Genomic DNA, 21,779 nt, shown 5'->3' on the forward strand with positions numbered 1-21,779 from the left:
TCGGCGCGCACGCGCAGCATGCGGCGTGCAGGATCGATGTCGTCGGTCCGCAGGGCGCAGAGCTCCTCGCGTCTGAGACCTGCGTCATAGGCAAAGGCGAGCATCGTACGATTGCGGATCGGCTCGGCGGCCGCAATCGCCAGGATCGCCGCCCAGCCGTCCTCGTTGGGGATCCACGGCAGGGACACGTAGCGGGGCACGAGACCGCGCCGGGCGGATCCTGGACGTGCGCCAGGTGTGTAGCGGCCGCGGCCGACCGGGCTCGTGACGCGCAAGCCCTCTTCGACGAGATAGTCGTAGAACAGCCGCACCGCCGTCAGCCGTTGCTGGATCGTGGCGTTGGCGAGCCGGGGCGGCGACGGCGCGGAAGGAAGAAGCTCGGGGCGGCGCGATGGTCGATCGGTCAGCTCGCGCACGAAGCGCGCGACATGGTCACGTCCGGCATCGACGACGCTGACCGATTGCGAGGCGCAGAAGGCCAGATACTCGGCGAGGCCGCGACCGTAGGCATCGATCGTGCGCGGCGCCAGCCCAAGGTCGGCGCGCATACGAAGCCAGGCCAGTGCCGGCGGGCACATGGCCAGCGCGGGAAAACGCTCCTCGATCGACTTGGATGGCATCGTCGCCCCCAGTCTCGCGGCCCGGCCAACTCCGCCGGATTCCAAGTAACATACATGAACAAGGAGAGTTGCTGATGGCCATGGACGACATCACAGGTGTCGTCGATGTCCAGCACCACCCCGTCGGGTGGCGTGGCATAGCTGTCCATCCACTGGTCGACCAGAGCGTAGCTCAGGCGGATGGCATCCCGGATCGTTGGGGCATTCTCCAGGCGCGAGAGCGTCGGCTGCGAGGCCAGATCAGTGCCCGTCTCGGGCAGGCGCCCGCAGGCGAGTTTGAACGCCGGATCCGCGCGCGGCGGACCGAAGTCGTTGCAATCCTCATAGCCGCACGCAATCGCGAAGATGCGGGCGCGGATCATATCCGGGATCGCGTGCGTCACGCGGGTCGGATCGCGCCGATCCGGGATGACGCGCGCCAGCCGCTCGGCGATGCCAAGGCGGCGCTCGGCCTGAGCCAAGAGCATGACACCACCGTCTGAGGAGAGGCGCCCACTGTCGAAAGCGGCGGTGATCTTCTTGCGGGAGAAGGCTGGAAACGGGAACGTCGGGGTTGTATCGTCCGGCATGGCGGGTGTGGCAGCTTTGAAGGGGTTGCAGGACGGGTGTCAGCAACCAAATCCTACGCTGCTTCAGGGGCTTAAGCTACATCCGCCAGCCCTTCTCCATTCCTCTCGTGCATAAGAACGGCTTCTGTAACGGGCCCTTGGTTGTCAATCCCTTGCGTGCTTCATCCCGTCGCCGGAGTTTTGCTTCTGTCCGCAGTCGGCGCCAGGGCCGCTGCCTGATGGGGTCTGATAAGGATCGGTCGGCCAATCTAGGGCGCGCAGTTATCCTGAGAGCTGCTCCGTTCTTAGCGACCTGACCGGATCCATCGTCCCGGCGATGGGACCTCGCACCAGCCGGGCCTGGTGTCTGAGCCCGACTGGATACTGTGTAAACTCTATTCTCCTGTGCTGACCATTATGCCATCGCCGCTCCCAATTGTCCCACCAGGCTGAACGGCTTGCCATGGCGCATCATCGTATGCAGCACGACCGCCAGTTTGCGGGCCAGTGCCACCTTCGCCTTGCGCATGCCAGCGCGCTTGGCCAGGCTCAGAGCCCAGCGCTTGAGGGCCGAGCCTTTGACCGGCCGTGTCAGCATCACGTTAGCCGCCTCATAGAGGGCCGTGCGCACGCCATGATCGCCGATCCGTGAGATCCGCCCAGTGACATCAGTCTCGCCGGACTGGTACTTCTTCGGGGTCAAACCAAAGTGCGCCCCAACGGCGCGGGAGGAGCGAAAGCGTCCTGGATCATCAATGGCCGAGGTGAAGGTCAGCGCCACCAGGGCTCCGACCCCAGGGGTCGTCATCAGACAGCGCACCTGGGTGTCGGCACGAGCCAGCGCCAGAAGCTTCTTCTCGATGCGCCGGAATTCCTGCGCCAGGCTCGCCCACGCCTTCAACAGCGCATCGGCAATCAAGCTGAGGGTGGGATGATGCTCGACCAGCTCACGCACCCGGGCCTCGAAGGTCCTGGGGGTGGTCGGCCCGACCTTCAGGCCGAAGCCCCGCAGCACGCCGCGCAGGCTCATCTCGACATCATGGCGCTTGCCCTGCAGGAGCTTGCGGCTGGTCAGAAGCGCCCGCACCTCCTGGGCCGGCAGCGACTTGCAATGCACGGGCCTGAACCAGCCCAGTCGCATGAGCTGGGCAATGCCGCGGGCATCCTTGCGGTCGGTCTTGACCGGCATGGCCTTGAAAGCATCGCGGACATGCCGGGTCTCCAGCAACTCCACTGCAAACCCTGCCGCTCTCAGGCCAGCATAGAGCCATTGCGAGAGTGGACCGGCTTCCAGGCCGATCCGGATGACCGGTCCCTCGTGCGCGGCAAACCAGGCGATCAGCGCCTCCGGTTCGCTGGCCACTTTGGCCTCCTTGATGATCTTGCCTTGAGCATCGACGATGCAGATGCTGGAGGATTCCAACGAGACATCAATTCCGGCATACTGGTCCATGGTCGTCCCTTCCTGAGGCTTGGCGCAGGCGAAGGCCTGACGCCGGTTCAACACCATCAGTGTGAGGGACGACCACCCTGCCTGAAAAGACAGACTCGGCGCCGGCCCGTTACCCCATCTAGCGGCAATACCGTTGACTTAGGTCTGAGTTGCCGTTCTGGAGCGTCGGCGGATGTTGCGCAGGCGGGCGACCCAAGCGTTAAAGGAGCGCAGCGCGAGACCCTTGCTCTGGCAGTAGGCGGGTCGTGACAGCCCACTCGTCTGCCAAGAGCAAATGTGGGCGCGCCAGACCGTCTCCGGCTTGGGTGCCGGAGCAGGCGTCGCGGCGGCTTTGGACACAGCCGCAAGAGGCACGGCTGCGGGCAAGAGCACGGGGTCAGGCGGTGGCGCGACAATCCGGATGTGGTCGGCTGCGATGATCCGGCCTGTGACGGCCGGTGCGGCGCGGGCTTTGGTCGGAAAGCCGCTCATCTTGCGCTTGACCACGCGTGGGTTGTGCCGCCCCCGGCTCTGCTCGGCCGGCAGCGCGATCAACTCGATCAACACGCACTCAGTCATGCGCTGGCGTTGCCGAGGGGGGAAACGCGGCGTGGAACGGCAGATGCCGCCGCACGATCCGCACCGCATGCACGAAGGAGAGCTGATCCGGATCGCAGCCGGCCCGCTGACTGGCCTCGTGCATCAGCCTCCGCAGCGCGAAGTGCACGAGCAGCAGGCCATAGAGCTCCTGCTCCACAAGATCGGCCCGGCGCGAGCGCAGCATCAGGCGCTCCCCCGGCAACGTCACCTTCAGTTCGGCAAACGTACTCTCGCTTTCCCAGCGCTCGTGGTAGAGCGCCGCCAACTCCAGCGCCCGCGCGGCGACCGGGTCGAGCAGCGTGGTGACCAGTCGGTAGAGCGGTTCCGCGTCCACGATGCCCTCCAAGCGATAGTCGATGACGCGCACGACCTGTCCACCTTCATCGTGCCGGCGCTGCTTGGGCGAGGCGTAAAGCCGGCTCAGATAGGAGCCGTCCGGCAGACGCTCGCAGCAGGGCAGCACCTGGTTCCGACGCACCCGCCACAACAGATCGGCTCCGGACGCGGCGGCCGTGCGCCACAGCTCAAAGCCTGCGAAGGCGCGGTCGGCCAGGCACAGCATGCCCGGCTGCAAGCGCGCGAGCAGCGGCGGCGCCAGCCCGACCTCGCTGGTGGTGTAGCGGTCGAGCGCCACCGCAAACAGCGCATGCGTGCCGGTCTCGGCGAGGGTCAACAGGCGCAGCTGTGGAAAGCCACTCTGGCCGCGCGAGGCTGGCGGACGGCCGAAGCGCTCCACGAGTTCGGGCGTGTCGGGCAGATCGATCGTGGTGCCGTCCAGGCTGACCAGCCGGCGCCCGCCATACCAGGCGCCGGGCGTGTCGGGGGTGGCAAACGGCGCGGCAATGCGCGCATACAGCGCCTTGAGCGGGGCGGGCCCGAGCCGGGTGCGGGCCCGGCAGATGGCGGACTTGTCGGCCAGGGCGGGGTTCGTGCCGGACAGGCGCAGCCAGCGCACGCCCTCGACAAGGCAGCGCAGCACCTCGCCATAGGAGGCCTGGGCATAGAGGGCGAGGGCCATGACGTAGTAGACCACCAGACGCGCCGGCAGACGGCGGTAGCGCTGGCTCTGCCGACCGGTCTCGGCAAGCACCGCATCGATCAGAGCGGCCGGCACGGTGGTGGTGAGCACGCCCAGGGTGACGTGGTCGCTGATCCGGGTGCCGTCCGGCAGACGTGCCGCAGTGCGGGCCATCGGGGCCTCCTTCGCACGCCCCCACCCCGAGGATCCGCCCAGAACACCCCCTAAGTCAACGGTATTGCGGCTAGCGGTACACACTCCGGTTGTCATTTTTGACACTCATCCTGCTTCTGCAGAACGCAATTACAGCTTGTATGTATTGCCCTATTTGAGGAATCTCTGGGAATGTTAAGTTTTGAAATAGGCTTTTCGCCGACATCAAAAAGGGGCGGCAGCCAGTTTGTTGATTGCATCTGATGGGTTGGATGCCCCTCGCACCGTAACACCAACGTTCATACCATCCTCGCCTATAGCCCGCGGAGGGTGGCATGATGCGTGCGAGTAGCGTTCTGCTCACCATGCACCTGGTCGCTTTCGTTGTGTTCTGAGCGTGCCTCCAACGTTCGCCTGGGATTTCGGTCAGTGTCTTCCTCGTCGGCTTAACGGCCTTAGCGCTCGGTGCTGCACTTGGCGGAGCAGTAATCGCGGCTGAGGATAACCTGGCAATAACCGGGCTGGTTGGGGTCATCATGGCGGCCATCGCGCTAATCATATTCTGCTTCGCGGTGAGCATGGACAAGCGTCCGGCAGCGAGCCGATCAGCCGGATGACAGCGAGTCAGGGCCTGGCTTGTTCTTCCGCATGAACCTGATGAATGCGTCGAGAGCGGCGGGCATCTGCCGCTTGCTCGGATGAAAGAGGTAGATGCCGGACACCCAGGAACTCCACCCTTCGAGAACTTGAACGAGTTCTCCCGATGCAAGTGCATCTCTAACCAAGACCTTAGGAAACAGCCCTATGCCGCCTCCACTTCTTACAACAGAGGCGAGGACCCTCAAATCATTGGCAACGAAGTGTGCCCCTGTGGAAGGCTCAGCCTTTTCCTCGCCGTTTGTGAGTGTCCACTGACGAAGAGTTCCATCCCAAGAGGACCGCAATCTGACGCACCAATGTTCCGCGAGGTTCGCTGGCGTATGCGGCGCAACGCGATTCCGAAGATAGTCAGGCGATGCCATAAGCACCTCTTCGAAAGGCTCAACAAGACGTATGGCAAGCATGTCCTTGTCGATCCGCTCGCCAATCTGAATGCCAGCATCAATTCGGTGCTCGACCAAGTCGATGTGTAAGTCGTCGACCAGCATCTCCAGCTCGATATCGGGATGTTCGGAAAGGAAGCGCGCGATCAACGGACCCACAATAAGGGTTGAAGCGGCGCGGGAGCCGAGGACTCGCAGTCGTCCTCCCGTCTCACTGCGAAAGCGATTAAGTCCATCGAGAGCGATATCAAGGTTCTCGAGCAGCGGCTCCAAGGAGGCTAGGAACTCGATACCGGCGTCCGTAAGAGAAACACTTCGGGTCGTCCGTGTCAGAAGACGCACCCCGATCTTTTCTTCCAAACCGCGGAGGGTTTGGCTAAACGTTGGAACAGAGACACCGAGGTTGGCGGCGGCTCGGGTGAAGTTGAGTCGGCGTGCAACCTCAACGAAAGCAACAAGCTCGCGCATTTCTGGTCTGTACAAAGGTGGCTCCTTCCTGACCTCGATCGAGCGAGTTCGAGCGATGCTGGCGGGCCCAGCAACAGTTCAATGTGTGAAATCGTTGGATTGGCTCCCGAGTAGCCAGTAATGACACTGGCAACATTGTTTCATCAACAACACTTCACTCCGCATTCTAGCAGGGCTGGATCACTGGGACCGCCTGCATTCGCTCCGCATGATCGAGCAGCATTAGCGAGCAGCCTTTGGTAAATTGGTGCATCTGGCACGCCACGCCATCGCTTTTGAACAGCGCGCAATCAGGAACTGACCCCATTCCTGTCTTTAACCGACAGCGCGTCGGCTAGGGGAGCTTAGAGATTGTGTCTCCACGTGGTCGCGGCAGCTACCGCGAACAATGAGTGTTGGAGGTGAGATCGAACTGTAGGGGCTTGTCCTAACGGTCTTCAGCTTAAGCTGATGTACGAACCAAAGCCCGCACGCTGTTGCTAGGTCCGAGACTGGCAAGCTCACTGTAGTCAGGCCCGGTCCCCACCAGCGGAACCCCAACTCATCTCCGAAGCCAACGACGGACAACTCCTCCGGTACATGGACGCCGGTAGCCCAAATCTCCTCAAGGACAGCTTGGGTGATCTGAACTGATCCGGTAACAACTGCCGTTGGGCGAGGGGACGATGCAAGAACACGACGCAAGGCATCGCGGCCAAAGTCCATCGACGATGGAGGGCCCAATTCCTCAACAGCATTACTCGGCGCCTCGCTGCTGCGTAAGGCATCGCGGAATCCTTTGAGGCGGCCTGCGCCAGTCGGCAACTCAGCAATGCCGCCGATATAAGCTATGCGCCGGTGACCACGGTTCACAACGTGCTTCGTAGCTTGATAAATTGCTTGCGTATCATCAATGCCGAACCACTGTTCTCCGATCGAAGAGTGCTTGCGCAGCAGCTGAATATGCGGCGTCAATTTGAGCAACCGCACAGCATCGGGGTGCGGGCGGGCGCTCGGCACGATAATGATGCCTGCGACGTTGGCACTTGTGAGTTCTCGAATTTGGCGCAGTTCCACCTGACGATCGTCGTCAGTTTCAGATAGAGTGAGTTGGTAGTCTGCGCTTTCGAGGCACTGCGACAGAGCATGGGCAATGGTGGAATAGAAGCTGTTGCGGATATCGGGGACCACCAGGCCGATCAGGTTACTTGATACGCCTCGCATCATACGGGCCGCACGATTGGCAACGTATCCCATTTCGTCAGCGACCTCGGCCACCTTCTGCTTCATGGCAGCGCTAATGCGGGGGTCGTCCGCCAAGGCACGCCCCACGGTGGAGGCCGAGACTTCCAAGCGGGCAGCGATGTCTTTAATTGTGACCATGTTATAAGACAACATTCAAGTGGTAAATTGATTTGGACAAACGATAGCATAGAACCGAACCTCTGGCAAAGCTCTCCGGGCATCTCATCTTATCGGCAAACTCTGTCACTTGTACAAAAACACAAGGCTTAGGTTCTACTTAGAGACCCTGTTGACTTCCGTCGGCGAAACGCTTACCTTCGTGCTAACGTTAGCATGGAGAGCAGCCGTTCGGGAGAAACTTGCGCTCGCCACTGCGTCCTGTCTAATGAACCGCGGGACCGATGGAGCGCTTGATTACTTTCAGCCTCCTCCTAATCCAACTTGGATGGGCACCGGTGGATGCGAACAAGGGGGGCAATCAGGACATGAGTACTCAAGGCTCCGAACTCGCCGTTTCAAGAAGCAATCTCCCTTATCGCCCGGCTGCCCGGCTGATGGGGAACTCGATGCCGGGAGGGAAACAGACATGGATGTCTCAACAGCAACTCACATTAGACGGGCGTTCGAAAAGATCATGAGCCAAATCCCCTGGCAAATGTACCGAAGCGGCCTATCGCCCGCGCCGAATACCCAATGGTTGGGAGACACGATCATCCAGATTGCGAAGTCGGTACTCTCGTCTGGTGGAAGCTATGGCCTCATGTCCTTTGGACTTATTGATGCTCATCCGCATCTATTCGCGATGATTGAACAGACGAACGAGCCCTCGCAAGAGTCCTAAATCCTGTGTCCAACGGGGCAAATACTCCGAAACTACTGTTTCTGGGCGCACTTTAACTCTAGTCAATTGAGCCGCGAGCACCATGACACATACAATTTTGCTCACCGACTACGCTTGGCCCAACGACTCCATCGAGCGCAGCACCATCGAAGCTGCTGGGATGCGTTTGATCAGCGGGCCGTCCGAGCCCTCTTCGGCCGAGGAAGTCGAGGCGCTCGTGCGCCAACACCAGCCATCAGCGATTATGACATGCTGGGCACAAGTCTCGGCCCAAGCTATTGTGGCTGCGCCCGCGCTTAAGATCGTCGCCCGCCTAGGAGTAGGGCTCGACAATATCGATGTTGAAGCCGCGACAACTCGAGGCATCTGGGTAACCAATGTGCCAGATTACTGTGTCGAGGAGGTTTCTGATCAGGCGGTTGGGTTTGCTCTTGCTTGGACCCGCGGTATTGCGTTCTTCGACCGCCAAGTCCGTTCGGGCCGCTGGGATCCCGCGAGTGCCAAATTACAACGCTTGGCTCATCTAACATGCGGTATTGTCGGCTTTGGGCGGATCGGTCGGGCGACGGCCCGCAAGCTAAGTGCATGGGGATGTCGGTTGTTGGCCCACGATCCATATTTCACAGCTGATGAAGATGGCGTGGAGTCTGTTGATCTGGAGACCCTTCTGTCGTCAAGCGACATCGTGATCATTCATGCGCCTCTCACCGACACAACACACCACTTGATTAATCGCGAACGGCTCGCGGTCATGAAGCCAGGCGGACTTCTGGTGAATGTCAGCCGCGGAGGGGTTGTTGACACTAACGCCGTGATCGAGGCTTTGAATACCGGGAACCTTTCGGCAGTTGGCTTGGATGTTCTCGAGACTGAACCCGAAGTTCCTGCTGAACTTAGGGACCATCCAGGAGCAATGATTACGCCTCACGTGGCGTTCTCATCAGATGTGTCTCTCTACGAGTTGCGTAAGCGCGCAGCGGAGGAAGTGGTGCGGGTGCTGAATGGTCAGATGCCAAAGCAGCCCCGAAACAAGCCTGCCGCTCCTGCCACGCAAGCACCGACCGCTCAGACGAATTAAAGTTGCGTTCATGGCGAATTATCAAATGAATCCTGAGCCGGAACTCCAAGCCTTCCTGGTCAACCAAGGGCTTGCTCGTGCCGATGAACCGACGCGCTGGGAGCCCCTGACAGGCGGGGTGTCTTCTGACATCTGGCGGGTCGAGTTGCCCGGGCGAACCATCTGCGTCAAGCGTGCCCTGGCGAAGTTAAAGGTGTCGGCCGACTGGCAGGCTCCCGTAACACGTAATGCATACGAGTGGGCTTGGATACAGTTCGCGGTACAACATTGTCCCGACAATGTGCCACGTCCGCTTGCTCACGATCCCCAGGCAGGCCTTTTTGCGATGTCGTTTCTTGCTCCCGAGGAGCATCCTGTCTGGAAGCAACAGCTGATGGCGGGTGAAGTGTCCTTGCGCACGGCAACCGCAGTCGGACAGCTTATTGGGCGTCTCCATCAAGCGAGTGCGGGTTCTACCGAGTTGGCGGCCAAGTTCGATACAACAGCGAACTTCCGTGCGCTCCGACTCGACCCGTACCTTGTCGCAACGTCGGAGCGCCACCCTGAGGTAGGGATGCAGTTGCAGGCGTTGGTTGAGCGCACGGCCGGTACACGTAAGGCACTAGTGCATGGCGACGTAAGCCCGAAGAATATTCTGGTCGGTCCTCGCGGGCCGGTGTTGCTCGATGCGGAGTGTGCGTGGTTTGGCGATCCAGCTTTTGACCTGGCATTTTGCCTGAACCACATGCTGCTGAAATGTCTGCCGCGCCCGGATCGTGGCAGGGAATTGCTTGCCGCCTTTGAGGCCTTGGTTGAAGCATATTTCGAGGAGGCCAACTGGGAGCCGCGTCAGGAACTCGAGGAGCGCGGGGCGCAACTCTTGCCTGCGCTACTGCTGGCTCGGATCGACGGAAAGTCCCCTGTGGAGTATGTAACACAGGAACATCACAAAGAGTTGGTCCGGACCTTTACGATTCCGCTGTTGCTTGAGCCTGGGAAACGCCTTGTTCCGATTGCGCAGGAATGGAACCACGCGATCGCTAACAACTCGTCTATGGACCCCTAAGACCTGACAAGCGGCATCAAGTCGGAGCCAAGACTACATGGGTCGAACGTACCCTCAAACGTGCTGCCAAGTGCCACACCGAGAGTGAACGGATCTGGCCGCGACCGGGATCTTCATCCTCCACCCGGAGGTGTTCCAACGTGAGTCGGACGGTTTCGGATTGAATACGATCCACTCCTGCAGCATCCCGAAGGATCTGTTTTAGAGCTTTCCGACTTTTTCGTGCAGGTCTCAAGTGTGACTTCAAACCTAGTTGCGACTACGCCGGAGCATCTTGGGGCATGGCCGGTGTACGGATCCAGGAGCACTGAATGGTGCAGGCGTAGGCCTTCTGATGGAAGCAACTATGGCGGGGGTACATGACTTCCACATGAGAGCATCGCGCGCTCTTGCCCAAAGTTATCGCTCATCCTGCGTGCGCTATTCCGTCAGACCGCCAGGTAACGGTCGATCATGGGGCGATACCCCTTAAACGTCAGACTTAGACGTAGGGTTAGAAACGGCGGAGGAGTTCAAAGATAGCCGGATTTCCTACCGTAGAGTTCGGCTTCGAAGCGGAGCTAATAGAACTACAGCAACGGTCCCGACAACGGACAGTGATTTGCCAGGAGAAGTTGTTTTTGGGCAAAGGGATAGCGGCAAGACCCTGGCTCCGTCAGAGCCGCCATTGCTCTATATGCCTCCAGGATATGGGCGGGAAGGCAGCGTGTAATCCAAGCGTCTCGTAAGTTTGCATCTTGAAAAGATGCCCCGTTCGCGACGTTTATCTTCAATTTTCTCTGATTCCTTATGCTCTAGCGAACCGCATCTAGCAGTTTGCTGCGAACCCGCCATCTGCGACGACGGCTCGGCTACACATCTCTGGGACAACATCCAACGCCGAAGTGGTAAAGGCAGCAATGGATCGACTCGGCTCCGCTACCCGCGCTGTGGGACGGTCACGTAGTCGCGCTCCGTCTCGCCTGTATAGAGCTGACGCGGACGGCCGATGCGCTGCGACGGATCCTCGATCATCTCGCTCCACTGGGCGATCCAGCCAACCGTGCGGGCGAGCGCGAACAGCACCGTGAACATGGAGGTGGGGAAGCCCATCGCCTTGAGGGTGATGCCCGAATAGAAGTCGATGTTCGGGTAGAGCTTCTTCTCGACGAAGTACTCGTCCTTGAGCGCGATCTGCTCGAGTTCCACGGCCACATCGAGGAGCGGATCGTCCTTGATGCCCAGCTCGTTGAGCACCTCGTGGGTGGTCTTCTGCATGATGCGGGCGCGCGGATCGTAGTTCTTGTAGACCCGGTGGCCGAAGCCCATGAGGCGGAACGGATCGTTCTTATCCTTCGCCTTGGCGATGTATTCCGGGATGCGGTCGGGCGTGCCGATCTCCTCCAGCATCTTCAGGGCCGCTTCGTTCGCGCCACCATGGGCAGGGCCCCAAAGGCAGGCGATGCCGGCCGCGATGCAGGCAAAGGGGTTCGCGCCCGACGAGCCGGCGAGACGCACGGTCGAGGTCGAGGCGTTCTGCTCGTGATCGGCGTGTAGGATGAAGATCCGGTCGAGCGCCCGCGAAAGTACCGGGTTGACCTTGTATTCCTCGGCCGGAACCGCGAAGCACATGCGTAGGAAGTTGGAGGTGTAGTCCAGGTCGTTCTGCGGATACACGAAAGGCTGGCCGATGGAGTACTTGTAAGCCATGGCGGCCAACGTCGGCATCTTGGCGATCATTCGCATGGACGCGATCATGCGCTGATGCGGATCCGAGATGTCGGTGGAGTCGTGATAGAAGGCCGAGAGCGCGCCGACGGAAGCGACCATGATCGCCATCGGGTGCGCATCGCGGCGGAATCCGGTGAAGAACCGGTTCATCTGGTCGTGCACCATGGTGTGGCGCGTGACGCGATAATCGAAATCCGCCTTTTGAGCAGCGGTCGGAAGCTCTCCGTAAAGGAGCAGGTAGCAGGTCTCGAGAAAGTCACCGTGCTCGGCGAGCTGATCGATCGGATAGCCGCGATAGAGCAGGATGCCCTCATCGCCGTCGATATAGGTGATCTTCGACTCGCAGCTGGCCGTCGAGGTGAAGCCAGGATCGTAGGTGAACATCCCGGTCTGGCCGTAGAGCTTCGAGATGTCGATGACGCTCGGGCCGATGGTGCCTTCTTTGACCGGCTGTTCGAGAGCTTTGTTGTCAATGATGAGGGTACAATCCATTCCTCATGCTCCTTGCTGACTTGGTGAATGATCTTTGGCTACATATTGGCGTCGTTCAGCACCCCGCCCTTAAGCGTGGCCAGTTGGTGTCATGATTTGCATCCTTGATGTCGCAGGTCTCGCGATGGATGCAGTTTTCGGCGTTGAGCTCGTAGCGCGCGCCGTTAGGCAAATTGATCGTGATTTACCCGCTGTTGCGCAGTCCTGCGGCGATACCGTTGATGGTAAGATGGATGCCCTCCAGAACCTTCTCGTCCAAGTCGCCGGCGCGATGGCGCTTCAAAAGTTCGACCTGTAGGTGGTTTAATGGATCGAGGTAGGGAAATCGATTGCGGATCGAACGCGCAAGGAATGGGTTTTTCTCGAGCAGATTTGTCTGGCCGGTTATGGCAAGCAGCTGCCTGATCGAATCCTCCCATTCGCGGCGCAGGCGCGGGAAGATGGCCTCGCGCAAGGCGTCGTCCGCGACGAGGTTCGCATAACGCGAGGCGATCGCGATGTTGCTCTTCGCCAGGACCATGTCCATGTTCGAGAGCAGCGCCTGGAAGAACGGCCAGTCGCGGTACATCTCCTGCAGCAGCGCCAAGCCCGTATCGGGCCGCTTTTCGAGCCATTCGTTCACCGCGGAGCCGAAGCCGTACCAGCCCGGCAGCATGAGGCGGCACTGCGCCCAGCCGAACACCCATGGGATGGCGCGCAGATCCTCGATGCGCCGCGAGTTCGTGCGCGAGGCCGGCCGGCTGCCGATATTCAGATTGGCGATCTCGCCGATGACGGTCGATTCCCAGAAATAGCGCTCGAACCCTTCGGTCTCATAGACGAGCGCCCGATACGCCTTGAAGGCGCTGTTCGAAAGCTCCTCCATCGCCTTCAGGTACTCGTCGCGCGGAGCGGACTGGCCCGAATGCAGCAGAGAGGCCTCGAGCGTGGCCGCGGCGAGGATTTCAAGATTGCGGCGCCCGAGATCCGGATTGGAGTATTTGCCGGCAATCACCTCGCCCTGTTCGGTGATCCGGATGGCGCCCTGCACGGCCCCGCCCGGCTGCGCCAGGATCGCCTGATAGCTCGGCCCGCCGCCGCGGCCCACGGAACCGCCTCGGCCGTGGAAGAGCCGAAGCGCCACGCAGTGGCGCCTGAACACCTCGATCAGCTCGATCTCCGCCTTGTAGAGCTCCCAGCCGGAGGTGAGGAAGCCGCCGTCTTTGTTGCTGTCGGAATAGCCGAGCATCACCTCCTGGGCCTGTCCACGGCTGCGCAGCAGGCGCATGTAGTCCGGCAGGGCGAACAGCGCATCCATCACGCCGCTGCAGTTTTGCAGATCCGCGATGGTCTCGAAGAGCGGGATGATGTTCACGTCCATCTCGCCGTCACGCGGTCGCAGGAGACCGGCCTCCTTCAGGAGAAGAGCCACCTCCAGGATGTCGGAGGGATCGCTCGCCTTGGAGATGACGTAGTTCGGCACGGCCGCGCGGCCATAGCGCCGATGGGCCTCGGCCGCTTCGTGAACGATGGCCAGTTCGGATGCGGTCTCCGGCGAATAGTCGAGGTAGGGCGACGTGAGAAGGCGCGGCGTCTGAAGTTCTTTCAGAAGCAAGGCAACGCGCTCGTCTTCCGGCAGCCCTTCATAGGCGGTTCCGGGAACGGCTTTCTCGAAAAGCTCGGCGACCACGCGCTGATGAACGTCGGAATTCTGGCGCATGTCGAGGCTGGCCAGATGGAACCCGAACACGCTGACGGCGCGGCGCAGGTGACGCAATCGACCGCGTGCCAAACTCGCGGATCCGTTGGACTGAAGGGATCGATGGATGATCGTCAGATCGTCAGCAAGCTCTGCGGGATGCCGATAAGGTGGAGCGTCACCGACAGGTTGACGTCCAATCTCAGGGAGCCCTAAAGCCGCGGCCGTAGCAGAGAGTCGAGAATACATTCCGGAGATGGCACGCCGGTAAGGCTCGTCCTGCCGGTGCGGTGATTGATCAGGCGAACAACTTGCGAGCTCGTAAGCCTGAGGAGAGATCGTAATATAGCGCCTGTCGAGGGATAGCTCGGCTCCCAGGCAATGCAACTCTTCCAGATAGAAGCCCAGCGCCCGCTGGCTCTGGAGGGTTAGCGCTTGACGGAGGACGTCCGCCGTCACGAAAGGGTTTCCGTCCCGATCGCCACCGATCCAGCTGCCCATCTGGAAAAAGGACGGCAACTCGAGACTGGCCCAGGTAGGATCATCGTGCGCCAAACGATCCTCAATCGCAGCATAGATCTGAGGCAATTCTCTCAGGAAGGTATAATCATAATACGAGAGGCCATTATTGACCTCATCTATGACCTTCAATCGGGTCCGCCGAAGGATGCTCGTCTGCCACAGGGTCAGGATTGCGCGGCGTAAAGCTTCCTCACTTGCCGCCTCCTCGACAGGCGTCAGATGCTGTCGGTCCCGCGCGGAGAGGATTTGATAGATCTCCATCTCCCGATCAATCGTGCTCTTGCGGCGAACCTCCGTGGGGTGTGCGGTAAGGACCGGGCAGATGAGTGCAGATTGGAAAAAGGCTTGGAGCGCCTCCTGGCTTATACCTTCTTCTTGCACCTGCGTGAGAGCCCGGGCGACAGTGCCCTCGCGTGGGTCGGCGGCTGCCATCGCATGGACACGGGACCGGCGGACGTGGTGGGTGTCCTCAGCGATGTTAGCCAAATGCGAGAAATAGCTGAATGCGAGGATGATCTGGTTTGCTCGGTCACCGGAAAGGCTGTCAAGGGTGGCTTCGAGTTCCCTACTGGCGGCCTCATCCTCATCACGATGGAACCGGATCGATGTTGTGCGAACACGCTCAACGATGTCGAAAACCGCGTCTCCCTCCTGATTTCGGATCGTATCGCCGAGAATACGTCCCAAGAGCCGGATATCGTTGCGGAGAGGGGCTTCCTTGGCCTGTTCCAACCGGTTCATTGTCCCTAGAGGCTCCGTTATTCCTCAAGCGCCACTGCCATTCCGCTGGACCCAAATCAGGAATGCTTCTGTGAAGCTGCGCAGGAAGGCTTGAGTACTCTCGTTGGCGATCCGGCCCTCCGGATCAAAAAGGTTACCGGCGCCTCCCAAGTAAACCTCGGGCTGCGGAAGCACGGCAACGTTCAGCGAGACAAGAGATTGACGAAGGTGATGGTTTGCAGCCACCCCCCCGAGCGCCCCTGGCGATACGCTGATTACGGCGCCTGGCTTTCCGTTCCAAGCATTCTTCCCGAATGGCCGTGAACCAACGTCAAGCGCGTTCTTCATCGCGCTGGGAACCGAACGGTTATACTCTGGCGTAACAAACAGAACCGCATCGGCTGCTTTGATACGATCACGGAACCTCGTCCATGATGCCGGTGTGTCGTGCTCTTCCAAATCTTGATTGTAGAGAGGGAGATCTCCGATCTCTACGAGTTCAAGCCTGAGAGCAGGGGGGGCAAGCTGCGCCAAAGCCAATGCGACCTTTCGGTTCAGCGACTCCTTGCGCAGACTTCCGACCACGACAGCGACATCAAACGACTGTGCCACGACTCTACTCCATTATCGCTGGGCCTCACCGGCCCGACCCAAGATGAGGCGCGACGCCTCGCTGGAAACTCGAGGTTCAAACTGCACCTCGAGAAGTGATTGCAATGCCCGATCAACCGGAGCTGCGAATCGCGCCGGTCGATCACCTCAGAGTTGGCTGGCACCTGGCCGTTTACGGGATCACGACATAGTTGCTGAAGCCGCCGTCACGGTCCTTCAGGCCAGAGATAGCCTCGTTAACCTGTGCCAGCGGGAACCTTCTATGTTCCAAATACGATAGATCAATCGTTCCGGTGCGCACCATCTCGGCCATCTCTTGGCCCTGCGCAGCTGTGAACCAGTTTGAGCCGATCAATTGAACCTGCTCATCCATCAGCCACTTGACGTCGACCGGCAGATCTTCTGCGACTCCACCGACCACCACGACCTTGCCGCCTCGGCGCACACCTTTCATGGAGTCTTGCATAGTCGCGGCAGGAGCTTTGGCACCAAGCGCGCTGATGACGAAGTCTACGCCTTCGCCGCCGGTGAGCGATTTGGCCCAATCCCCAGTCGATCCGTCATCAAGCTTCATGACCTCGATCCGATCGGGAGCGAGCGCCTTGACGCGCTTGAGCAGGTTCTCATCCCGTCCAGTGCCGAGGATGCGGGATAGGCCCATTGCCAAGCCCAGCACTGTCGAGGCTACACCGAGGGTCCCGGTGATGCCGTCGATCAGACCCACTTGGCCAGGGCCTGCTCCTGCATTTTTCAACGCCCCGTAGGAGGTTCCCAAATACCCGAACCTGCCAGCTTGCTCGAAACTCAAGTTGTCCGGAATATTGACCAGAGCGTATTCAGGTGCCGTCATATACTCACTGAAGCCGCCATAGGGATGCAGATCAAAAATCCGCTGCCCGTCTCGGCTCGTGCTGAAATAGCCGTTCAAGGTGTAGTAGCGGCACAAACTGCGGTGACCAGATCTGCAGGCTTGACAGGAACCACAGGAACGTAGTGGGCTTACGTAAACCCGATCACCTGGTTTCACATTGATGACGGCTTCACCCACCTCTTCCACAACGCCGGCCGGGTCCAGGCCGAAGATTGCTGGGAACTTCGGCAGGGGCTGATGCGGGAACCACGTCATCCAATTGTTGATGACGTTTCCCATGTTCGGGACAATCCCGCAGGCTTTAACGTTTACCAAAACGTCATTTGGGCGCGGTTTGGGAACTGGGATGGTATCCAGCGTCATCGGGGTGTGGAGAGCGTGCAGCCTCGCTGCAACCATTGTCCTTTCCATCGAAATCCTCCCTCAGTTTATTAGATGCTCTGGCCTAAGCTTAAACAGAGCAGCGACATCAAGAATGGTTATGTGACGGCTCACGGCGCGATGAATGTTACGCCGGGCGCCCGGTAATTGGCGGGCCACACGGTGATCCACTTTCCGTCCTGAACCTGCTTCACCTTTGTGTCGGCTGAGCCACTGTTAAACTTTCCATCGAACCGATGTGTACCGAGAACGGTGTTAACGGTGTTGGCTTTCAACCAGGCAGCCATCGCCTTGTCATCGATCTTGCCGACTCCGGAGGCGGCTGCCTCAAGGATTTGCCAGGCCGCGTACTCCGATGCGGCCTGGTAATCGACTTGAGGCCAGGGAAGGTTGGCTGCCTTTGCCCGCTCATTGTAAAGTGAAACGAATTCAGCCGCGCCTTTGTTCTTCGTGAACGGTTCTTGGTTCTCAAACCAAGTTAGACTGGTCAAACCGTCCGCATTAGGATTAGTCACCGTCGGTCCCGGTGCGGGGAACAGATAGAATTGGCGCTGGGGCTTATAGTCAATGCGCTTCATGGCATCGAGCAGTTGGCTCGCCTCGAGCCCGACCGCTCCAGACCACAGAAGATCTGGGTTTGCATCCTTGATACGGGCGGCGATGCCACCGAAATCTCGGGTGCCAAATTCATATTGAAGCGAAAGCACGACCTTCAGGCCACGCTTTGTTGCGACCTCCTCAGCGCCGTTGGCGAGATCGAGAGCGGATGGGAACTTGCTGGTGACAATCGCGATCGACTTAGGCGGGTTGGGTGTACTTGCAAAGGCGTCGAGCAGGATTTCGGTATCAGCGATGCGTGGGTCCGGGCCGAGCGGAAGAGCGGGGAACTGCATGTCGTAAGGAGCAAGGCTTGGGTCGCCAAGGCTGCTCTGGATAAACAACTTGCTATAGCGCTGTGCAACGCCCATGGCAGCGATAATCGAACTCGTGCCATAAGGCCCCATCAGAAGATCGACTTTGTCGGAGGTAATAAGGCGTTCATACGACGTGCGCGTGTTCCCGGGCTGCGATTGATCGTCGAGCAGCACCAGCTCAACCTTGCGCCCTAGAAGGCCGCCGCGCTTGTTCAAAGCCTCTACAAAGACTTCGGCGGCCAGTTTATGGATCGTGCCGACCGAAGCGAGGGGGCCCGTGAGCGGCAGCGTCTGGCCGACACGAATTGGAGCACTTGCATCCTGTGCTTGGGCTGGAAGAGTTGTAGACAGTGCCAGAAGGCTAGTGCCTACCAGGAACGCACGCCGATGCGGGTGCAGCGCATTTATTTTCATAGTTTCCTCCCTCGTTTCTGCTGTCGTCCGGATCAGATAGTGAAATGGGTTAGTGCGGGTTGCGGTAGCTATCCTCAAGGTCAATGCCGAGAGCACCCATGATGCGAACCCCCGAATTGTACCAAGCAATCGTGAGTACAAGTTCGACCATCTGCGTCTCACTCAGGAACTTGGTCGCTTGATTCCAGGTTTGATCGGTCACATCGACGCGGAGAGTTGACTCCTTCGCAAGGCTCATGACCGCACGCTCTTCATCGTTGAACAGCGAAGATGTTTCGAAATTAGGAATGGCCTCAAGCTGTTCCGCAGTAATTCCAGCCTTTAGGCCGTGCGAATGATGATGCGCAATTTCATACTCGGAGGCGGTACAATGCCCTACGGTCAGGACTGCCATTTCACGGAGCTTTGGGCTGAGATCACCGGCTCTCAGTGAATTTGCGTACGTCAGGAAGCCATCCAGCATTTGGGGAACGTTCGCAAGGGCGAGAAAGATGTTGCCGGTTGGGACCTTCCGCTCGCGCTGAAGGCGGTCAAAGAGCGCTTTGTCCTTCTTCTCGATTTCGTCCGGTTGCAGATATTTGACTCTTGCCATTGGTCTTGGTCCTTCTCGGTATGTGGTCTTGGTTGATGCTTAGGTCTGGGCGGCCAGCTTTTGCGTATAACGCTCAAGGGTTTCCGGATTCGGCTTTTGAGCCGGAGCAACGAGCGGCGTGCCTTCGAACGGGGATGCTTCAAAGTACCAGCGTGCCGGAGCAGGAAGGCCCCAATGCACATTGGTGCTCAAGGATGCCGCCTCCCAGCGCACCGGCTCGATTTCAATGTCGATTGTTCGATAATGGCTGTTAAACAGTTCAATCCTGTGTCCGTCCGGATCTCTGAGGTAGACGAACAGCATCCCGCCCGGTCCATGTCGACCTGGGCCGCGCTCTACCGCGTCGGCGTAACCATAGTTCCCAGCCAGATCACATGCTTTGAAGATGTGGCTAGGCTCTGGCACGGTGTATGCAAAATGGTGCAGACGTGGCCCTTCACCTCCAAAGATCGCCACGTCCAGGCACGTGCCCTTGCGGTACATGAAAGCGCCCACCAGGCTGTCGCCATGAGCGATATATTCGGAGTTGCGGAAGCCGAGCTCACTGTAGAATGCCCAAAGGGCAGCCGGGTTGGGCACGAGAAGCTGTGTGTGGTCCAGCATGAGCGCGTGCGCGCCTTTCTGGATCTCATGCTCCAGGTATAAGCGTGGCCGTGTCTCCATCTGAGCGCAGAGCTCCAGCTTGGTGCCACTGGGGTCCTCGACATGGAGAGTGCGGCCTTGATGGGCCACATCAGCCCATTCCGCAGGCAAGCCTTGGCCCTTGAAGAACTCATAGGCTTGGTCGAGATCCTCTTCAAAGAAGACCCGCAAACCGAAACGCTTGCAGCAAATTTCACCCTTGGATTGGACCAAGACAAGGCTGTGATGGCAAGCCTCAGCCAGGCCTCTAAGGTAGCAGACTTCGCTATCCTCCTCGGTTACGACCAGCCCCGCAATGTTGACATAGAAGTCGCGGCTTTTGGCCAAGTCAGACACTGTGAGCACAATATGGCTCGTACGCGTGATGTTGAAGGGTGGTCGAAGGTTGACAGCGGGCAGCATAGGGACCTCAGGGCTGATGGATCGTGCGACGGCGCTTCATTCCAAATCTATGCGAACGTTAGCATTGACTACGCTTGGACGGACGGCTTGTCAAGACTTCCGCGAATATCACGGGCCCAGTTTGACAAAGTGCGCTCTACCTCATGCGAGTTCGGGTCAAAACCCTGTTTCCGAGATGGGGGAGCGCTGAACAAGGGGCAGAAGGCCTTACAGCCAAGCGCCTTTCCCCATGGCGAAGGTTGAGATTGTCTCCCGACTTGAGCACCATCTCCAGATACATCCTTGCGAACGTTCGCACACGACCCATCCAAAGTTCTTTTCCTGAGGTGGCTCCAGTTTCTCCCTGGTGACTCATGAGGCCACGCCAGCTTACTTCCGCCTACGTCAGCCAGCGCGGCCGAGCTTTAAGCGGGAGAGCTGCCCAGCCCGCAAACGTCGCATCGCGGCCAAGCGATTCCTCAATACGGAGGACTTCGTTCCACTTCGCCATGCGCTCCGATCGAGAGAATGAACCAACCTTGAGCTGACCAGCATCCCACCCGACCGAGAGATGGGCGATCGTCACGTCTTCAGTTTCGCCAGATCGAGCGGACACAATCGTTCCAAATCCAGCATTTTTGCCGGCAGTCAGTGCAGCATGAGTCTCGCTAATAGTTCCGGCCTGGTTTGGCTTAATCAACACTGCATTGACGAAACGTTCCGTCGCGGCCGAGGCCACGCGGTCAGCGTTTGTCACCAAAAAGTCGTCGCCGATGATCTGGCACGCTGCACCATAGGCCTCGGTGAAGCGACGGAAGCCTTCAGGATCGTCCTCACCGACAGGATCCTCGATCGAGAGAATTGGATAATTGTTGATCCAGCCTCCTAGCATCCCGATCAAGCCCTCGGTATCAAGGCTGCGCCCGTCAAGCGCAAGAGTATAACGCCCTTCTTTCCCAAATTCGGACGCTGCGATATCGAGCGAAATGACCACGTCATCGCCAGGGCGGAGACCCGCATCGGTAATGGACTGCATCAAAGCATCAAGAGCTTCTTCATTCGAATTGAAGGCTGGCCAATACCCACCTTCGTCGGCCACCCCTTGCAACTTGCCCTTTTTCTTCATGAGCGCGCCGGCGGCACGGTACACCTCCGCAGTCCACTCCAGTGCGTCACCAAAGCTGCTCGCGGACGGGCACATGATCATAAAATCCTGGACGTCCACCCGGCGCGCCGCGTGGGCCCCTCCGCCAAAGATCTGGATTTCAGGCAGCGGCAACCGGACTGGACGTCCGTTGGCAAGATAGCTCCAAAGCGGCTGCTCCGCCGCAGCTGCGGCGGCATGCAATACTGCCATGGACGTTGCGACGATTGCGTTACCACCAAGACGACTGCGGTTTGCCGTGCCATCGAGTGCAATCAAGCGTTCGTCGACGGCAGATTGGTCACGGGCATCTGCTCCCGCCAGAGCCTGGGCGACCTCGCCGTTTAGCCCTCCAAGCGCTCGCGCTACATTCATCCCGCCGAGTGACGTCCCGCCGTCGCGAAGATCGAGCGCCTCTCCGCTGCCCGTGGAGGCTCCCGCAGGAGCGATTGCGCGGCCAATTGCGCCGCATGACAGGGTGACCTCCGCCTCGACAGTCGGCCGGCCGCGCGAGTCCCAGACCCGTCTGCCGAGAACTTGAGCAATTGTTGTGTCAGTCATGGCATATTCCTGTGTTCAGCCCGGGTTTGAGGGCCGGATCTTTCTATGTCGACAAAGCAGGGCGACTATGGATTT

The 21,779-nt window shown here is 59.5% G+C and carries 17 protein-coding genes and 1 pseudogene; 2 read left to right on the top strand and 16 right to left on the bottom strand.

From position 1 onward, the window contains the following. From JKL46_RS28290 to JKL46_RS28320, 7 genes and pseudogenes are all read right to left on the bottom strand, one after another. On the bottom strand, positions 1–620 hold a 620-nt coding region (locus JKL46_RS28290; RefSeq protein WP_246529586.1), incomplete at its 3' end, for a tyrosine-type recombinase/integrase. Between the two features lie 56 nt (positions 621–676). After that, positions 677–1,189 (bottom strand): annotated as a pseudogene (locus tag JKL46_RS28295) (transposase); the annotation flags it as partial. A 394-nt stretch (positions 1,190–1,583) separates the two neighbouring features. Further along, positions 1,584–2,621: an IS110 family RNA-guided transposase gene (locus JKL46_RS28300; protein WP_201839819.1), complete on the bottom strand. Its 1,038-nt coding sequence runs from the start codon at positions 2,619–2,621 to the stop codon at positions 1,584–1,586. Between the two features lie 138 nt (positions 2,622–2,759). After that, complete coding sequence (gene tnpA / locus JKL46_RS28305; protein ID WP_201839822.1) at positions 2,760–3,164, bottom strand: IS66 family insertion sequence element accessory protein TnpA; 405 nt, start codon at positions 3,162–3,164, stop codon at positions 2,760–2,762. A gap of 7 nt (positions 3,165–3,171) precedes the next feature. Next, positions 3,172–4,392, bottom strand: coding sequence for an IS4 family transposase (locus tag JKL46_RS28310; RefSeq protein ID WP_201839825.1), 1,221 nt, complete (start codon positions 4,390–4,392; stop codon positions 3,172–3,174). A gap of 584 nt (positions 4,393–4,976) precedes the next feature. After that, positions 4,977–5,882 (bottom strand): LysR family transcriptional regulator, encoded by a 906-nt coding sequence (locus tag JKL46_RS28315; protein WP_246529587.1) that lies wholly within the window; start codon positions 5,880–5,882, stop codon positions 4,977–4,979. 315 nt (positions 5,883–6,197) lie between these two features. After that, positions 6,198–7,244: a LacI family DNA-binding transcriptional regulator gene (locus JKL46_RS28320; RefSeq protein ID WP_201839831.1), complete on the bottom strand. Its 1,047-nt coding sequence runs from the start codon at positions 7,242–7,244 to the stop codon at positions 6,198–6,200. A 785-nt stretch (positions 7,245–8,029) separates the two neighbouring features. Between JKL46_RS28320 and JKL46_RS28325 the strand changes: the two genes are divergently transcribed. After that, on the top strand, positions 8,030–9,025 hold the full coding sequence (locus JKL46_RS28325; protein ID WP_201839834.1) for a C-terminal binding protein: 996 nt from the start codon (positions 8,030–8,032) through the stop codon (positions 9,023–9,025). Positions 9,026–9,035: 10 nt separating this feature from the next. Beyond that, positions 9,036–10,070 carry a phosphotransferase family protein gene (locus JKL46_RS28330; protein WP_246529588.1) on the top strand — a complete coding sequence of 345 codons (1,035 nt, stop codon included), beginning with the start codon at positions 9,036–9,038 and terminating at the stop codon, positions 10,068–10,070. 918 nt (positions 10,071–10,988) lie between these two features. On the opposite strand, the gene gltA is transcribed toward JKL46_RS28330, so the two are convergent. From gltA to eno, 9 genes are all read right to left on the bottom strand, one after another. Beyond that, complete coding sequence (gene gltA / locus JKL46_RS28335; protein WP_201839836.1) at positions 10,989–12,272, bottom strand: citrate synthase; 1,284 nt, start codon at positions 12,270–12,272, stop codon at positions 10,989–10,991. 55 nt (positions 12,273–12,327) lie between these two features. Continuing rightward, positions 12,328–12,444: a 4Fe-4S dicluster domain-containing protein gene (locus JKL46_RS37010; protein WP_201839838.1), complete on the bottom strand. Its 117-nt coding sequence runs from the start codon at positions 12,442–12,444 to the stop codon at positions 12,328–12,330. A gap of 12 nt (positions 12,445–12,456) precedes the next feature. Next, a complete protein-coding gene (gene ppc, locus JKL46_RS28345) occupies positions 12,457–15,213 on the bottom strand; it encodes a phosphoenolpyruvate carboxylase (RefSeq protein WP_201839840.1) in 2,757 nt (918 codons plus the stop codon). A gap of 24 nt (positions 15,214–15,237) precedes the next feature. Beyond that, positions 15,238–15,804: an NAD(P)H-dependent oxidoreductase gene (locus tag JKL46_RS28350; RefSeq protein ID WP_201839842.1), complete on the bottom strand. Its 567-nt coding sequence runs from the start codon at positions 15,802–15,804 to the stop codon at positions 15,238–15,240. A 172-nt stretch (positions 15,805–15,976) separates the two neighbouring features. After that, entirely contained in the window at positions 15,977–17,074 is a 1,098-nt protein-coding gene (locus JKL46_RS28355; protein WP_201839887.1) for an alcohol dehydrogenase catalytic domain-containing protein, read from the bottom strand. A gap of 92 nt (positions 17,075–17,166) precedes the next feature. Further along, entirely contained in the window at positions 17,167–18,384 is a 1,218-nt protein-coding gene (locus JKL46_RS28360; protein ID WP_201839844.1) for an amino acid ABC transporter substrate-binding protein, read from the bottom strand. A gap of 49 nt (positions 18,385–18,433) precedes the next feature. Beyond that, a complete protein-coding gene (locus tag JKL46_RS28365; RefSeq protein ID WP_201839846.1) occupies positions 18,434–18,976 on the bottom strand; it encodes a carboxymuconolactone decarboxylase family protein in 543 nt (180 codons plus the stop codon). Positions 18,977–19,015: 39 nt separating this feature from the next. Continuing rightward, positions 19,016–20,020, bottom strand: a complete 1,005-nt coding sequence (locus JKL46_RS28370) for a VOC family protein (protein WP_201839848.1) — start codon at positions 20,018–20,020, stop codon at positions 19,016–19,018. Between the two features lie 379 nt (positions 20,021–20,399). Further along, complete coding sequence (gene eno, locus JKL46_RS28375) at positions 20,400–21,704, bottom strand: phosphopyruvate hydratase (RefSeq protein ID WP_201839851.1); 1,305 nt, start codon at positions 21,702–21,704, stop codon at positions 20,400–20,402. Positions 21,705–21,779 lie beyond the last annotated feature (75 nt).

Origin of the sequence: Microvirga zambiensis WSM3693 (assembly GCF_016735695.1) — a bacterium.
GTDB lineage: Bacteria > Pseudomonadota > Alphaproteobacteria > Rhizobiales > Beijerinckiaceae > Microvirga > Microvirga zambiensis.

Excerpts from the sequence above, each read along its gene's own strand:
- JKL46_RS28365 (WP_201839846.1), bottom strand. The coding sequence starts at position 18,976 with ATGGCAAGAGTCAAATATCTGCAACCGGACGAAATCGAGAAGAAGGAC.
- JKL46_RS28300 (WP_201839819.1), bottom strand. The coding sequence starts at position 2,621 with ATGGACCAGTATGCCGGAATTGATGTCTCGTTGGAATCCTCCAGCATC.
- JKL46_RS28360 (WP_201839844.1), bottom strand. The coding sequence starts at position 18,384 with ATGAAAATAAATGCGCTGCACCCGCATCGGCGTGCGTTCCTGGTAGGC.
- JKL46_RS28370 (WP_201839848.1), bottom strand. The coding sequence starts at position 20,020 with ATGCTGCCCGCTGTCAACCTTCGACCACCCTTCAACATCACGCGTACG.
- JKL46_RS28320 (WP_201839831.1), bottom strand. The coding sequence starts at position 7,244 with ATGGTCACAATTAAAGACATCGCTGCCCGCTTGGAAGTCTCGGCCTCC.
- JKL46_RS28355 (WP_201839887.1), bottom strand. The coding sequence starts at position 17,074 with ATGGTTGCAGCGAGGCTGCACGCTCTCCACACCCCGATGACGCTGGAT.
- JKL46_RS28315 (WP_246529587.1), bottom strand. The coding sequence starts at position 5,882 with ATGCGCGAGCTTGTTGCTTTCGTTGAGGTTGCACGCCGACTCAACTTC.
- eno (WP_201839851.1), bottom strand. The coding sequence starts at position 21,704 with ATGACTGACACAACAATTGCTCAAGTTCTCGGCAGACGGGTCTGGGAC.
- JKL46_RS28325 (WP_201839834.1), top strand. The coding sequence starts at position 8,030 with ATGACACATACAATTTTGCTCACCGACTACGCTTGGCCCAACGACTCC.
- ppc (WP_201839840.1), bottom strand. The coding sequence starts at position 15,213 with ATGAACCGGTTGGAACAGGCCAAGGAAGCCCCTCTCCGCAACGATATC.
- gltA (WP_201839836.1), bottom strand. The coding sequence starts at position 12,272 with ATGGATTGTACCCTCATCATTGACAACAAAGCTCTCGAACAGCCGGTC.
- JKL46_RS28310 (WP_201839825.1), bottom strand. The coding sequence starts at position 4,392 with ATGGCCCGCACTGCGGCACGTCTGCCGGACGGCACCCGGATCAGCGAC.
- JKL46_RS28330 (WP_246529588.1), top strand. The coding sequence starts at position 9,036 with ATGGCGAATTATCAAATGAATCCTGAGCCGGAACTCCAAGCCTTCCTG.